13 protein-coding genes are annotated in these 13943 nt (G+C 63.6%); 5 read left to right on the forward strand and 8 right to left on the reverse strand.

Features of this window, described 5'->3' with window-relative positions; translation table 11 throughout:
• Window positions 1-54 precede the first annotated feature (54 nt).
• On the reverse strand, window positions 55-1380 hold the full coding sequence (gene fliI, locus UP06_RS12340) for a flagellar protein export ATPase FliI (protein WP_045002848.1): 1326 nt from the start codon (window positions 1378-1380) through the stop codon (window positions 55-57).
• A 428-nt stretch (window positions 1381-1808) separates the two neighbouring features.
• Here fliI and ctrA point away from each other — a divergent pair, with 428 nt between their 5' ends.
• Window positions 1809-2510 carry a response regulator transcription factor CtrA gene (gene ctrA, locus UP06_RS12345; RefSeq protein ID WP_007600544.1) on the forward strand — a complete coding sequence of 234 codons (702 nt, stop codon included), beginning with the start codon at window positions 1809-1811 and terminating at the stop codon, window positions 2508-2510.
• A gap of 87 nt (window positions 2511-2597) precedes the next feature.
• Here ctrA and UP06_RS12350 read toward each other — a convergent pair whose 3' ends face one another.
• Together UP06_RS12350 and UP06_RS12355 are read right to left on the reverse strand one after the other, a co-directional pair.
• Window positions 2598-4184: a hypothetical protein gene (locus UP06_RS12350; protein WP_045002849.1), complete on the reverse strand. Its 1587-nt coding sequence runs from the start codon at window positions 4182-4184 to the stop codon at window positions 2598-2600.
• Between the two features lie 73 nt (window positions 4185-4257).
• Complete coding sequence (locus UP06_RS12355) at window positions 4258-6075, reverse strand: CHAT domain-containing tetratricopeptide repeat protein (RefSeq protein ID WP_045002850.1); 1818 nt, start codon at window positions 6073-6075, stop codon at window positions 4258-4260.
• A gap of 257 nt (window positions 6076-6332) precedes the next feature.
• Between UP06_RS12355 and UP06_RS12360 the strand changes: the two genes are divergently transcribed.
• From UP06_RS12360 to UP06_RS12375, 4 genes are all read left to right on the forward strand, one after another.
• Window positions 6333-6737 carry a DUF350 domain-containing protein gene (locus tag UP06_RS12360; RefSeq protein WP_045002851.1) on the forward strand — a complete coding sequence of 135 codons (405 nt, stop codon included), beginning with the start codon at window positions 6333-6335 and terminating at the stop codon, window positions 6735-6737.
• A 1-nt stretch (window position 6738) separates the two neighbouring features.
• Window positions 6739-7155, forward strand: coding sequence for a hypothetical protein (locus UP06_RS12365; RefSeq protein WP_045002852.1), 417 nt, complete (start codon window positions 6739-6741; stop codon window positions 7153-7155).
• Between the two features lie 64 nt (window positions 7156-7219).
• A complete protein-coding gene (locus UP06_RS12370; RefSeq protein WP_045002853.1) occupies window positions 7220-7453 on the forward strand; it encodes a hypothetical protein in 234 nt (77 codons plus the stop codon).
• A 3-nt stretch (window positions 7454-7456) separates the two neighbouring features.
• Window positions 7457-8614: a glutathionylspermidine synthase family protein gene (locus UP06_RS12375; protein WP_045002854.1), complete on the forward strand. Its 1158-nt coding sequence runs from the start codon at window positions 7457-7459 to the stop codon at window positions 8612-8614.
• A gap of 44 nt (window positions 8615-8658) precedes the next feature.
• On the opposite strand, the gene UP06_RS12380 is transcribed toward UP06_RS12375, so the two are convergent.
• The 5 genes from UP06_RS12380 to UP06_RS12400 form a co-directional block, all read right to left on the reverse strand.
• The gene (locus UP06_RS12380; RefSeq protein WP_045002855.1) at window positions 8659-9531 is read right to left on the reverse strand and encodes a CheR family methyltransferase; all 873 of its coding nucleotides are present in this window, start codon (window positions 9529-9531) and stop codon (window positions 8659-8661) included.
• Window positions 9528-10727 carry a protein-glutamate methylesterase/protein-glutamine glutaminase gene (locus UP06_RS12385; protein ID WP_045002856.1) on the reverse strand — a complete coding sequence of 400 codons (1200 nt, stop codon included), beginning with the start codon at window positions 10725-10727 and terminating at the stop codon, window positions 9528-9530. Before UP06_RS12385 ends, UP06_RS12380 begins: the two co-directional genes overlap by 4 nt.
• Window positions 10728-10802: 75 nt before the next feature.
• On the reverse strand, window positions 10803-11168 hold the full coding sequence (locus UP06_RS12390) for a response regulator (protein ID WP_007600538.1): 366 nt from the start codon (window positions 11166-11168) through the stop codon (window positions 10803-10805).
• Window positions 11169-11241: 73 nt separating this feature from the next.
• Window positions 11242-11712 carry a chemotaxis protein CheW gene (locus UP06_RS12395; protein ID WP_045002857.1) on the reverse strand — a complete coding sequence of 157 codons (471 nt, stop codon included), beginning with the start codon at window positions 11710-11712 and terminating at the stop codon, window positions 11242-11244.
• 108 nt (window positions 11713-11820) lie between these two features.
• Window positions 11821-13943, reverse strand: a 2123-nt coding sequence (locus UP06_RS12400; protein WP_045002858.1) for a hybrid sensor histidine kinase/response regulator, incomplete at its 5' end; no start/stop codon positions are given.

The raw sequence follows: 13943 nt of genomic DNA on the forward strand, positions 1-13943 counted from the left end.
TTGGGCCAAGACCGGCTTTGCTACTCTGTGGGATGGGATGATGACGGGACAAAGTTAGCGTTCCGTTTCCAAATTGCCGAGGATTTGCGCCAACTGGCGGTAGCCGTCGGCAAGCGACGCATTTTCGTCCTTGCGCTGGCGCAGGAAGGCCTCCAGGGGCTCATGCAGGCGGATCGCCTCGTCGACCTCGGGGCTGGAACCTGCCCGGTAGGCACCCAGCCGGATCAATTCCTCCATATCGGCATAGGTCGCCATCACCTGGCGCGCCCGCTGGATGGTCGGCCAGAACTGCTGGTCGGCCGATTTCGGCATGGTGCGGGAGACGGATTTGAGGATGTTGATGGCAGGGTAGCGGCCGCGCTCGGCGATCGAGCGCTGCATCACGATGTGGCCGTCGAGGATGCCGCGGACGGCGTCGGCAATCGGCTCATTGTGATCGTCGCCGTCGACCAGCACCGTGAAGATCGCGGTGATGGCGCCCTCACCGAGACCGGGGCCGGCGCGCTCCAGCAATTTCGGCAGCTCGGTGAAGACGGTCGGCGTGTAGCCCTTGGCAGTCGGCGGCTCGCCGGCGGACAGCCCGATCTCGCGCTGAGCCATGGCGAAGCGCGTCACCGAGTCCATTAGGCAGAGCACGTCCTGATCCTCGTCGCGAAAATATTCCGCGACCGCGAGCGTCAGATACGCGGCCTGCCGCCGCATCAGGGCCGGCTCGTCGGAGGTTGCCACCACCACAACGGAACGTGCCAGCCCCTCCTCGCCGAGGTCGTCCTGCAAGAATTCCTGCACCTCGCGGCCGCGTTCGCCGATCAGCCCGATGACGCTGATATCGGCATCGACGTTGCGCGCGAGCATCGAGAGCAGCACCGACTTGCCGACGCCGGAGCCCGCGAAGATGCCCATGCGCTGGCCGCGACAGCAGGTGAGAAAGGTGTTCATCGCGCGCACGCCAAGATCGAGCGGGGCACCGACGCGCTTGCGCGAATGCGCCGGCGGCGGCGAATTGCGGAACGGCATCGGCGAGGCGCCTTGCGGCAACGGCCCCTTGCCGTCGATCGGCTCGCCCAGCGCGTTGACGACACGGCCAAGCCAGGCCGACGACGGACGCACCTGATTGGCGGCATTGGCGATGACCGCCTTGCAGCCGCGGCGCACGCCGTCGAGGCCAGCGAACGGCATCACGACGGCATTGTTCCCGGAGAAGCCGATCACCTCGCAGGGGATCGAACGGTTCGCACCGGTCTCGATCACGAGCCGTGCACCGACCGACATCGCGTGGATAGGGCCGGCCACTTCGACCATCAGGCCGCGAACGCCGACCACACGGCCATAAATATTGACGCCGTCGATGTCGCCGATCTGTTCGGCAAGAGCCTTCATAATGGGGCCTTCATAGGGTGGCCTTCATAAGGGGCGCGCCTTCAGGATTGGGGCCTTCATGGCGAAAACCTTAAGTTTCGCCATATTTCTGAACGGCGCTTAACTTCGTGTTTACCCGCATCGTTAATCATTGCGTCACTGTCTTTGTGACTGAACGTGATTCCCCTTCAGAAGAAGGCTGAGTCGCGGGAGTCGGTTAGGCCCGTCTCTTAAAGTGGAACTTGAACGGCGTTGCGTGACGAAAGCTGCTTCCTACACAAGACCTTAGGGCGATTCGACAAAAATTGCACCCAAGGGCTTGCGTTCCAGAATCAGATTTTGTTAACCATCTATCGTCAGGATCCGAATCAGTTGTTCAAAGGCGTTTTGTTGAGTGCCGCGAATGCGGCCGACCTGACGCCCAGGAGCGGCGACTATGGGGAACTGGCATGCGCGTTTTGCTGATTGAAGATGACAGCGCCGTCGCGCAGTCGATCGAGCTGATGCTGAAGTCTGAGAGCTTCAACGTCTACACGACCGATTTGGGGGAAGAAGGCGTCGATCTCGGTAAATTATACGATTACGACATTATTCTTCTCGACCTCAACCTGCCCGACATGTCCGGCTACGACGTGCTCAAGCAGCTTCGGGTCTCCAAGATCAAGACACCGATCCTGATCCTCTCCGGCCTTGCCGGCATCGAGGACAAGGTCAAGGGTCTCGGCGTCGGCGCCGACGACTACATGACAAAGCCCTTCCACAAGGACGAGCTGGTTGCCCGCATCCACGCGATCGTGCGCCGCTCCAAGGGCCATGCCCAGTCGGTCATCCAGACCGGCGACCTCGTCGTCAACCTCGACACCAAGACGGTGGAAGTTGGCGGCCAGCGCGTGCATCTGACGGGTAAAGAATACCAGATGCTGGAGCTGCTCTCCTTGCGCAAGGGCACCACCCTCACCAAGGAAATGTTCCTCAACCACCTCTATGGCGGCATGGACGAGCCGGAGCTGAAGATCATCGACGTCTTCATCTGCAAGCTCCGCAAGAAGCTCGCGAATGCCTCGGAAGGCCGCAACTTCATCGAGACCGTGTGGGGCCGCGGCTACGTGCTGCGCGAGCCGCACGAGGTCGAAGAGCGCATTCCGGCCTGATCAGTTTACGTCGCAAGCCCTTCGGGGCTTGCTCCTCCCAGCCTGGACCCCGCCGCAAATGGCGGGGTTTTGTTTTTTGGGGGCTCGTCAGGCGCTGGCGAGCACGGGACGTGCGAGATCAGGGCTCCTGACCGGGCAGCGCGCGGCTGCCTCGCGCAGCCAGGCGATCAACCCAAAACCGATGACGAACCCGAACGCGAAGGTCGGAACCACGAAGGACCACAAGAACGGCCACGCGGGGACGTTGTCGACGACTGCCATGACCGGCATGGGGCTGACCTGGTGGATGGCCATCAGCACCCACAGCATGGTGGTCATGCCACCGCCGAACACGAGGCCATCACGCATCCGCCGAGTTATCCGGGACCGCCTGCTCCACGTCGAATCCTGCACCAGAAGCGCTGCCATCGCCGCGATCCCCCAGGGGAAGATCAGGAGCGGCAGTTCGTGCAGGAATACGTCGAGATAGGACTTCTGCGGAAACTGGTAGAAGTCGAACAGCGCCTGAAGCGGAAGGAAGAAGAGCAGCGCACTCCAGAGACCGATCGTCAGGATGAACCGGACCGGCAGCTGGCCGAAGATAGTGTCGTTCGCGAACGCGTAGTGCCGCTTGAAATAATAGACCAGCCAGAAGTTCACGATGAGGTAGAGCGGCGTTACCACCAGCGTCCGCAGCATGCCGACATACTCCTCTCCCGGCGTGTGGACGACCTTGCCGGATCCAATCAGCCACGCCAGGCACCAGACAAAGGCGAAGCCTGCCACGACCGCCACGAACTTCGCGATGCCGGGCGGGGACGGCTCCAGCGTGAAGCCGATAGCGCCCAGCCTTCGCCTGCTGCCGGCGAGCGACCATTCGCCGGCGAACGCGGCGCGCGCAGCAAACAGCAGGAGATTGTTGAGCAGCGCATCCATGTCCTTGCGAAGATCCTCCAGCATGCATCCCGCCGCCGTCTGGGCGGCCAGCTGAAGCTGGCTGACCGCGCTATGGCGGGTCGAGAGCTGGTCGAGCGCCTGCCAGTCGTCCGGCTCGACCTGGCTGTCTTCCATGATCGCGCCGTAGATCTCGGCGCAGCTCTTGAGCACGCGGACGGTGCGGAAGCACAGGGAATCGTGGACCGCGAGCAGCTCGGCATAGAGATCGGAATTGCGCTCAACAAAGGCCTCGTGGTCGGCGGCCCAGCGTTCGATATGAAGCATGAGCGCCGAAATCTTGAGGAAGCGCGACTGTATCGCGGTGGATTGCACGGCGCGGAAATCGTCGATCTGGTAGCCGACCCTGGACAGCTTGCGCTGGAGGCTCGGCATGTCGTCAGGGTTGACCTGGAACGGCGATGCGGCCAGCGCGTCACGCAGCGCGAGCGCGCTGACGGGAATGCCGGCCAACTCCTGGCAGAATTTTCGCCACGCCTTCGGCGCGACGGGAATGAGCCAGACGAACGTCAGGAGCCAGATCGCGGCGAGCGGCGACAGCTTGTCGGGAAGAAGGGCATAGATAACCAGAAACGGCGTGATGAAGACGGCGACACCAAACACGAACAAGGGCTTTGTCGTGAACGAGCGCGTGCCCTTGAGCGTATGGAACCTGAACCAGTAGAACAGCACGACCAGAAGCGGTCCGCCGAAGGACTCGAAGATCGCATTCAGGGGGTCTACGACATTATCGAGCGTCACGGTGAACTCCTATCGCTAGGGTTCGCTGATGAAGACGCACCGGATGCCGCAGCATCCGGCGGTCGTGCGAGAATTATGCAGCCTGGGCAACCATCTTGGCCTTCTGGACCAGGAGATCGATGTTGTCAGGTGCAAGCGCAATCGCGCTGTCCATATCGTTCTGGGCCTTCGCGGCGTCCTTGATCTGGGCATAGGCGTTGGCCCGGGACACCAGATATTTCGGTTCGTTCTCATTGGTCGCGATCGCCGTGCCGAAGGCCTTGATCGCCTCCTCGAGATAGCCGCGCTTGTCGTCGATGCCGGCGGCCGTCATGCTGACGATGCCCTTGATCCAGTAGAATTCCGGATTCTTCGGCTTCAGCTTGATCGCTTCGGTGATGTCGCTGAGCGCATTCTCGTAGAGACCGACCGTCACGTTGAAATTGGCTCTGCGCACGAAATATTCGGGCTTCGCCGGGTCAAGCTTCAGCATGTAGGCGAAACTCGCCGCCGCCTTCGGAATCAGCTTCTGCTTGTGCTGGAGCGTGCCAAGGTCGAAATAGACCTTTGCGAGCCGGACCGAGAGTTCGGCATCGTCGGCAAGCAGGCCGTGGAGCTCCTGCCCGCGCCGGGTCAGATCCTCCAGAGCCTCGATCGTGGCCGCACCGGCCGCGAGCGCCTCCATGAATTCGTCGCGCCGCTGCCGCAGCATTTCCTTCGAGGGGCGCGCCGCCTCGGACGGGCTCTCCGGCGGCTTCGCAGTTTCGACATCGAAGATCCGTCCGTCGGACGAGCGCATGTAGAGAACCGGAATTCCCCATTCGACCCGCGATTTCTCCTGAATGAACTTGCGGGCCAGCATCAACGCATCGTCGATCGGACGGTTTCCGGCCAAGGCAGCGTAAAACCCTTCCGACATTGAGATCGCGGCATTGTCGGTGATGGGAAACTGCATCGCCACCACGGCGGGCAGCCATCCGGTCTTCATCAGACCGATCGCCGGATTGCCGAAACGATCGCCGACATTGATCCGCGCGCTCTCGCAGCAATTGAGCACGATCAGGCGCAGGCTGCGCTTTGCCCCCGTCAGCATCATGGCAAGGTCGGACGCAAACTTCTTCACCGGCTTGCCGTCCTCGTCGACCATGACGACGAAGCCGCTCGCGCCGGCCCCGGGCAACGCTTCCTCGATGCCGCCATGCCCGATGAAATGAAAGATGTGCCAGTCGCCTTCCAGCAGCTTCTTCATCAGGTCTCTTCCGCTCCCTCCCGGGACCCACTGGAAATCGACCTTGCCTTCGTGCTGGAGCGCATCAATGCCCTTGTTGATGCGATCGCGCTCCTTGACGACGTTGAGCTTCGGCCATTCGCTGGTCGAGGGATCGGCGATCATGCCGAGGATGCGCAGCGGTCCCTTCACGCCCATCCGGCCGACGCCGCCCGCCGTTTCGAGATACCGCACGATGGGACGCGTCAGGCTGACGAAGCCGGGCATGTCGTCTTCGTCGTAGAGATATTCCCAGGGCAGTCCGGCAAGGTCGGCCGCCTCGATGCGCAGCTTGATTCTCAGATCCTGCGCCGCGCCCTTGCTGCGTTCATAGATCCGCTGGATCGACGGCACGTCGGTGAAGACGCTGCGGAATACCCCGCGCCCGAAATCCCGCAAGACCTGTTCGCCGCGCGTCGCCGGCCCCTGGTGGTTTTTATCGTCGATTTCCAGAACGGCGTTTTCCAGCTCGCCCCTGAGCTTGGCCAGTTCGCCAGGCGCAGAGAACCAGAATTTGACCTGGCTCTTCGGCGCCTCGCCCGCCGGTGACTTGAGGACCCGGCCGTAATATTGCTGAGGGCCGCCACCCATGGGCAGATCGGAGCCGATCTCGAGCTCGAAATCTTCGTATTCGGCAACGGGCATTTTGAGCCTCACTCAACAAGATTTCTATTTGAACGAAGAATCCCTCGAATTAGCGTGGCTTGCGGCATCAATGGGCCACACTATCACACGCAACCTCGAGACGCATTTGTGAAGCATGTCTCACACGGCCCGAATATTTGTGCAGTGCCCAGCGTTCGCCGGCGAGCCGTTTCGTTTCTGGAGATCGAACCTATCCGCCCGGTGCGGTGACTAAGCGATCGTGCCAGACTTCGCGCCGTCAACGTCGGACCTCCCCCATGATCCTGCAATCGCTCGCCGGCCTGCCTGCTTTCCTGGTCTATTTCTGCACCGGGCTGATCGCGATAGTAGCGTATCTCTTCGTCTACACGCGGATCACGCCGCATAACGAGTTCCAGCTCATCCGCGAGAACGACACGGCTGCGGCAATTGCGCTCGGTCTCAGCCTGCTCGGCTTCGTGGCGCCGTTGTTCAGCGCGATCGCACATTCGGCCAACGTGCTGGACTGCCTGATATGGGCCTTCATCGCGCTGATCGTGCAGGTCGTCGTGTTCTTTCTCGTGAAGGTCCCGGTGCCGAACCTGTCGGCGCGGATCGCCGCTGGCGAGCTTGCACCGGCGATCTGGCTCGGGCTGTCCTCGCTCGCCGCGGGCATCTTGAACGCCGCCTGCATGATCTACTGACATGACAGAGAAGCCGTCCACCAAGGAGTTCGGCAAGCGCAGGCCGGCGCCGGTGTCACCGACACTGGGCGAGCCGGTGAAGCGTTCCCGCCATGTCGCACTGCTGGTGATGGGTACGATCGCGGTCGGCACCACCGCCTTCACGCTGATGCCGCGGCCGAATTGCTATCCCCCTCCTCCCGGGGCGCCAGTCCCCGGGACGTCAGCCCCCGGCGCGGTGGCGCCGGTACAGACGAGCACCAATTGCAGCAGCGGCTCGTCAGGCAGCGGCAGCTCGCACTGGTCGTCGCGGTCGAGCTTCTTCAGCAGCGACTCCTCGAGCCATTACTCGTCGGGGACCTCATCCGATTCAGGCTCCGGCGGCGTCACGCGCGGCGGCTTCGGCTCGTTTGCGCATGGCTTCTCGGGCGGCGGGTGAGGCGCGGGTTTGTGAGTTCAACGCCGCGCGCAGGTCTGCTTAGCTGGCTCCGGAGGATCACCGCATGAAACGTTCGCGAAGGGTCGTGCTCACCCTGATGGGTACTGCCGCAGTCAGCGCGGTCTCGATGGGATTTGTGAAGCGCGAGCGCCCTTGCGGCTCCGGGCTCGAAGCCGTTCCCGGCATCGACGGCAGGCCCTATTGCCGACCAGCCTATGGCGGCTTCGGCGGCACGCTGCATCACATGAGCGCGCACGGCCATGGTGGTCACGGTCACGGCGGCCACGGCGGCGGCTGACCCATGCAACGCATCGTCTGTCCCGAACGCGACGACTGGCAACAGACCGCCGAACAATGCGGCTTCGCCTTCCACACCATCGACGGCGAGCGCTATTGGGACGAGCGCGCCTATTACGCCTTCACGCTCGACGAAATCGAGCGCGGTATCGAGACCCCGACCGGCGAGATCGACGCGATGTGCGTGGAGCTCGCCGGCCGCGTGATCGGCGACGAGCGACACTTGCGGCGTTTGAAGATTCCGGAAGCGTTCTGGGACTTGATCGCGGCGAGCTGGGAGCGCGACGACCGCAGCCTCTATGGCCGGCTCGACCTGACATTCGACGGCGAGGGCCCGGCAAAACTGCTCGAATACAATGCGGATACGCCGACCTCGATCTTCGAGGCCGCGGTGTTTCAATGGACCTGGCTGGAGCAGGCGATCGAGCGGCGCATCATCCCCGCGCGTGCCGACCAATTCAACTCCATCCATGAGCGGCTGATCGAGGCGTGGAAGACGATTGCCGCGGGCCGTCATCTGCATCTGACCGGCACCACCGGCAATGAAGAGGACGCCGGTACGCTCGCCTATCTCGAGGACACCGCGCGTCAGGCGGGACTATCGACCACGCTCATTGACATCGAGGAGATCGGCTGGCGCGATGCAAGCGGCTTCGTCGATCTTGACGATCGCGACATCGCGCTCGCCTTCAAGCTCTACCCCTGGGAATGGATGTTCCACGACGCCTTCGGCGCAAAGCTCGCGGACGTATCGACGCGCTGGATCGAGCCGCCGTGGAAAGCCGTGCTCTCCAACAAGGGAATCCTGCCGCTGCTCTGGGAGATGTTTCCGAACCATCCCAATTTGCTGCCGGCTTTTTTCGAGGATGATCCGCGCGCAGCCGGGCTCGGCAGCTCCTATGTGCGCAAGCCGCTGCTGTCGCGCGAAGGCGCCAATGTCACGCTGGTCTCGGCCGGTGTTTCGCTTGACGCGCACGCAGGCCCTTATGGCGCCGAAGGCTTCGTGCGCCAGGCATTGTCGCCGTTGCCGAACTTTTCAGGCTTCTATCCGGTGGTGGGAAGCTGGCTGGTCAACCACGAACCGTGCGGTCTGTCGATCCGCGAGGACGAGAGCCCTATCACCGGCAACAGTTCGCGGTTTCTCCCGCATGCAATTTTGTGAGGTCTTCTTTCCTTCTCCCGCAACAAGGGGAGAAGGAAGAAAGCTCACCGCGCCGCGGCGATCTTCAGCGGCTGCGGCATCAACCCACCCATCGGGCGGCCGGAGCGCGCTGGATTGAGCTGGTAGAGGCCGCGGCGATCGGCGACGGGACGGAACGCGTCGGTGATGCCGACGACGGATTCGGCGGCGCCAAGCAGCAGCGTGCCGTCCGCCTCCAGGCCCTTCGACATGCGCTCGAAGATCACGGCCTTGGTACCCTGATCGAAATAGATCAGCACGTTGCGGCAGAAGATGATGTCGAACGTGCCGAGATGGGAGAAGTCCTGCAACAGGTTGAGCTGGCGGAACTGCACCATCGCGCGGATATCGGCATTGAGCTGCCAGATGTCGCCGACTTGCGCGAAGTATTTCATCAGGAACTGGATCGGCAGGCCGCGCTGCACCTCGAACTGGCTGTAGATGCCGGCCTTGGATTTCTCCAGCACCTCCTGCGACAGATCGGTGGCGACGATCTCGATGCGCCAGCCGGCGAGAGCAGCGCCCATCTCCTTGAGGCACATCGCGATCGAATAGGGCTCCTGCCCCGTCGACGAAGCTGCCGACCAGATGCGCAGCGATTTGCGCGCGGCGCGGGCCTGGATCAGGCCGGGCATGATGGTGTCGCGCAGATGATCGAACGGAATCTTGTCGCGGAAGAAGAAGGTCTCGTTGGTGGTCATCGCTTCGACCACGTCGGTCGCGAGCCGGCCGTCGCCGTTCCTGATCTTGAGAACGAGATCGGGGATGCCGGGCAGGCTCGCCTTGCGGGCGAGCGGCAGCAGCCGGCTTTCGACCAGATACTGCTTGTCGGGGGAGAGATCGAGACCTGAACGTTCTTTCAGGAACTTACGCAGATACTCATAGTCCGTGGGCGTCACGAGCGGTCTCCCGCAAACAGGCGATTGACCTTGGCGCCGATCTGGTTGAGCGGCAGGATTGCCGCGCAGATGCCGGCATTGGCGGCGGCGCCCGGCATGCCCCACACCACGCTGGAGGCTTCGTCCTGCGCGATCACGCTGCCGCCGGCAGCGACGATGTCCTTGCCGCCGCGCATGCCGTCCGAGCCCATGCCGGTCAGGATCACGGACAGGATGCTGCCGTGCCAGATGTCGATGGCGGAGGTGAACAGCGGATCGACCGCGGGCTTGCAGAAGTTGACGGCGGGGCCGTCATCGAGCGCGATTGCAACATCGGCACCATTGCGCACGACGCGCATGTGCTTGCCGCCGGGCGCGAGGTAAATGCGACCCGCCTTCACAGGCTCGCCGTCGACCGCCTCGGCTGCCGGCTTGCGGCTCGAACGCGCCAGATGCTCGGCAAGAATGGTGGTGAAGGTCGGCGGCATGTGCTGGGTGATCAGCACCGGGACGCGATCGATCACCGGACCGAGCTCGGTGACGAGCGCCATCAGCGCCTGCGGACCACCGGTCGAGGAGCCGATCAGCAGCACCTTTGGTGCCTGGGTCGAGAACGGGCGCGTGGTCAGCGGCCCCGACGACAGGGCATGCAGGGCCGGAGTCGCTGCGGGCGCGGCAGGGCGTGCGACAGCCGGTCCACGTGCGGCCGGAGCCGGGCTCGCGGGCGCCAGCGGCGGGCTCGCGACCGCGGGCTTCCTGCGCAGCCGCGCGCCGAGATGGCGGATCTTCTGAATGAGGTCATGGTGGAAGATGTCCGCGGCCGACGCCTCGCGCGTCGACTCCGGCTTCGGAATGTAGTCGGCGGCACCGAGCGACAGCGCCTTGAAGCTGATCTCCGCGTTGCGGCGGGTCAGGGTCGAGGCCATGATGATGACGAGGTCGCGCTTCTTCGCCAGCAGTTGCGGCAGCGCCGAGATGCCGTCGAGCTCGGGCATTTCAATATCGAGCACGGCGACGTCGGGATTGATGCGTTCGATCTGGTTGACCGCCTCGAGCCCGGTGCGCAGCGAGGCAGCGACCTCCATGTCGTGCTCGGCGCCGATCCAGCGCGAGATCAGACCGCGTATGACGACGGAGTCGTCAACGACCATCACCCGCAGCGGCCCGGCTTCGCGCGACGGGCTCGTGGTCGAACTACCTGCGAACGCAACACTCATTACTCACCAACTCAGACTGAAACGGTTCAGTTGAAGACAATCGCCGAAGGATCCGTACGGCCTCCGGGAATTCGCTCAGATAAGTCCGACTTCCTGGAATTTCGCCGTCACGATGTCCTTGTCGAACGGCTTCATGATGTACTCGTTGGCGCCGGCGTGCAGCGCGCGCGCAATATGCGCGACGTCGTTCTCGGTGGTGCAGAACACCACCTTGGGCTGGTCACCGCCGGGCATACGGCGCAAATGGCCGAGGAACTCGTAGCCGTCCATGACGGGCATGTTCCAGTCGAGCAGCACTGCGTCCGGGAGTCCGCGCTTGCAGGCTTCCAGCGCCTTCTCACCGTCCTCAGCTTCGAGAATCTGGAAGTCGAGGCCCTCCAGGATCCGGCGCGCAACCTTGCGGATGACGCTGGAATCATCAACGACGAGACAAGTTCGCATGTGAGCCTCTGCTTCCTGTCCCCTTTGCGGGGGCACTTCCAATTGCACGTCCGTCGGCGGCGGCGCCGCCGTATCAGGCCGCCATCATTTCGGGCGCGAGTTCGAGCACGCGATCGACGTCGAGGACGACCATGAGCTGGCCGTCGAGGCGGTGGACACCGCCGGCGAGCTTGGCCATGCGGGGGTCGAGGTTGACGGGGTTTTCTTCCTTGCCGTCCTCGGACAGACGCAGGACCTCGCCGATCTGGTCGATCAGCAGGCCATAGGATTCACCGCGGAGATCAACGCCGACCGCCATCGGCACCTTGCCGTCCTCGGGCTTGGGCAGGCCGAGCCGGGCGCGCATGTCGACCACGGTGACGATGCGGCCGCGCAGGTTCAACACGCCCGCGATCTCGCGCGAGGACAAGGGAACGCGGGTGACGCGCTCCGGCATGAACACGTCCTGGACCCGGGAGATCGGCAGGCCGAACAGCTGGCCACCGATCATCGCGGTGACGTATTCGACCATGGCGCCTTCGCCCGTCTGCATCTTCTTGCTCATCTTTGCGTCTCCTGATCCGTGACTCTTTGTTTGAGCATGATCTCCGCACAAACGCGTTCCGCGTTTGTCGCGAGGGAAAACCGCTTCACACTTTTCCGGATCATGCTCTCACGCCGCCGCCCGGCTCAGCTCGGAGGCGCCGGCGGCACCCGCGGTCTGTTCCTTCAGCGCCGCGATCAGGCCGGGACGGTCGAACTTGGCGACATAGTCGTGGAAGCCGGCCTGACGGCCGCGCTCGATCGCCGCCGGCGACACCAGCGCCGACAGGCCGATGATCGGCATCGAGCCCAGATTGCTGTCGGAGCGGATCACTTCGGCGAACTCGAACCCGTTCATATCGGGCATCTCGATGTCGGTCAGGACCACGTCGAAGGTCTGCGCGCGCAGCGCGGCCAGGCCCTCCTGCGCGGTCGGCGCGGTGCGGACGCGGTAGCCCGCGGCCTTCAGCACCGGCGCCAGCATGTTGCGGAAGAACGCGCTGTCGTCGACCAGCAGCACCGACTGCGAGTGCAGCGACGGCTTCATCTCCTTGCGGGTGAACCAGTCGGAGAACGCCATCGGCAGGAAGTGGCCGACGTCGATCACTTCGGTGGCCTGGCCCTTGATCACGGCCGAGCCCAGAATGCCCTGGCTGGAGCCGCCGACCTCGATGTTGAGCCGTTCCTCGACGATGTCGATGATCTCGTCGACGACGAGGCCCATGGAGCGGCCGTCATCGGAGAACACCAGGATCGGCTGGGCGCCCTGCGAGGCGATGGTGACGCTCTCCATGGCGACGAGCGGCATCAGCTGCTCGCGGTACTGCACCATGTAGCGGCCGTTACTGAACTCGATCTTGTCCGCGGGCAGCTCTTCCAGGCGTGTGACGAGCCCGAGCGGGACCGCCTTGGGCTGGCTGGAGCCGGCGCGGAACACCAGCAGCGAGGTGGTCTGCTCGCCGGAGCTCGAATGATGCGCGGCGGCTTCATCAGCCATGCCTTGGGCCGAGGAGCCGGAGGCGCCGAGCGCCTTGGCAATGCCGTTGGGGTCGATGATCATGATGACCGCGCCATCGCCCAGGATCGTATTGCCCGAGAACATGTCGATGTGGCGCAGCTTGGTCGACATCGGCTTGACCACGATTTCTTCGGTGTGGAACACGCCGTCGACCACGATGCCAAAGGTCTGGCTGCCGACTTGCGTCACCACGATGAAGCCGTTCTCGGGATCGGAGGCCGCGCCGTCGTCGATCTTGAGCAGCTTCTTGAGGTGGATCAGCGGCAACAGCTTGTTGCGGAGCCTAAGGACCGCGGTGTCCTTGATGCGCTCGATGCGATGCTCGGAGTTGGCGCGGGCACGGACCAGCTCGACGACCGCGAGCTGGGGAATCGCAAAACGGTCGCCGGCGGCTTCCACGATCAGGGCGGAGACAATCGCGAGCGTCAGCGGGATCTTGATGGTGACGGAGGAGCCTTCACCGGCCACCGACTTGATGTCGATGGTGCCGCCGATCTGGTCGATATTGGTGCGGACCACGTCCATGCCGACGCCACGGCCGGAGACCGAGGTGATGGCGGCCGCGGTCGAGAAGCCCGGCGCGAAGATGAACTTGTGGATCTGGGCTTCCGACATCTTCTCGAGCTCAGCCTCGGTGGCGAGACCGGAGGAGATCGCCTTGGCCTTGATCTTGTCGGTGTTCAGCCCGCGGCCGTTGTCGGCGATGCAGATGATGATGTGGCCGCCCTCGTGATAGGCGGACAGCCGGATGGTGCCCTGCTCGCCCTTGCCGCCCGCGAGGCGCTCGGCCGGGGTCTCAAGGCCATGATCGGCGGAGTTGCGCACCATGTGGGTGAGCGGGTCCTTGATCAGGTCGAGCACCTGGCGGTCGAGCTCGGTGTCGGCGCCGTGCATCTCCAGCTCGATCTGCTTGCCGAGTTCGCTCGAGAGATCGCGGACGATACGGGGCAGCTTCTGCCAGGCGTTGCCGATCGGCTGCATGCGCGTCTTCATGACGCCTTCCTGCAGCTCGGCGGTGACGTTGGACAGCCGCTGCAACGGCACCTTGAACTCGGTGTCCTCGTTGCGGCGGGAGATCTCGAGCAGCTGGTTGCGGGTCAGCACCAGCTCGGAGACCATGGTCATCAGGTGCTCCAGCGTATCCACGTTGACGCGGATCGACTGGTTGGCGATGCGGTCGCCTTCGGAGGCGCCCTCTTCAGCCATCGACTTCTTCGGCGCGACCTTTTCCTTGG

It is taken from the genome of Bradyrhizobium sp. LTSP857 (assembly GCF_000938285.1).
GTDB lineage: Bacteria > Pseudomonadota > Alphaproteobacteria > Rhizobiales > Xanthobacteraceae > Bradyrhizobium.

Coding starts and splice junctions, on each gene's coding strand:
- UP06_RS12375 (WP_045002854.1), top strand. CDS start 7,457: ATGCAACGCATCGTCTGTCCCGAACGCGACGACTGGCAACAGACCGCC.
- UP06_RS12365 (WP_045002852.1), top strand. CDS start 6,739: ATGACAGAGAAGCCGTCCACCAAGGAGTTCGGCAAGCGCAGGCCGGCG.
- fliI (WP_045002848.1), bottom strand. CDS start 1,380: ATGAAGGCTCTTGCCGAACAGATCGGCGACATCGACGGCGTCAATATT.
- UP06_RS12390 (WP_007600538.1), bottom strand. CDS start 11,168: ATGCGAACTTGTCTCGTCGTTGATGATTCCAGCGTCATCCGCAAGGTT.
- UP06_RS12385 (WP_045002856.1), bottom strand. CDS start 10,727: ATGAGTGTTGCGTTCGCAGGTAGTTCGACCACGAGCCCGTCGCGCGAA.
- UP06_RS12395 (WP_045002857.1), bottom strand. CDS start 11,712: ATGAGCAAGAAGATGCAGACGGGCGAAGGCGCCATGGTCGAATACGTC.
- UP06_RS12370 (WP_045002853.1), top strand. CDS start 7,220: ATGAAACGTTCGCGAAGGGTCGTGCTCACCCTGATGGGTACTGCCGCA.
- UP06_RS12360 (WP_045002851.1), top strand. CDS start 6,333: ATGATCCTGCAATCGCTCGCCGGCCTGCCTGCTTTCCTGGTCTATTTC.
- ctrA (WP_007600544.1), top strand. CDS start 1,809: ATGCGCGTTTTGCTGATTGAAGATGACAGCGCCGTCGCGCAGTCGATC.
- UP06_RS12355 (WP_045002850.1), bottom strand. CDS start 6,075: ATGCCCGTTGCCGAATACGAAGATTTCGAGCTCGAGATCGGCTCCGAT.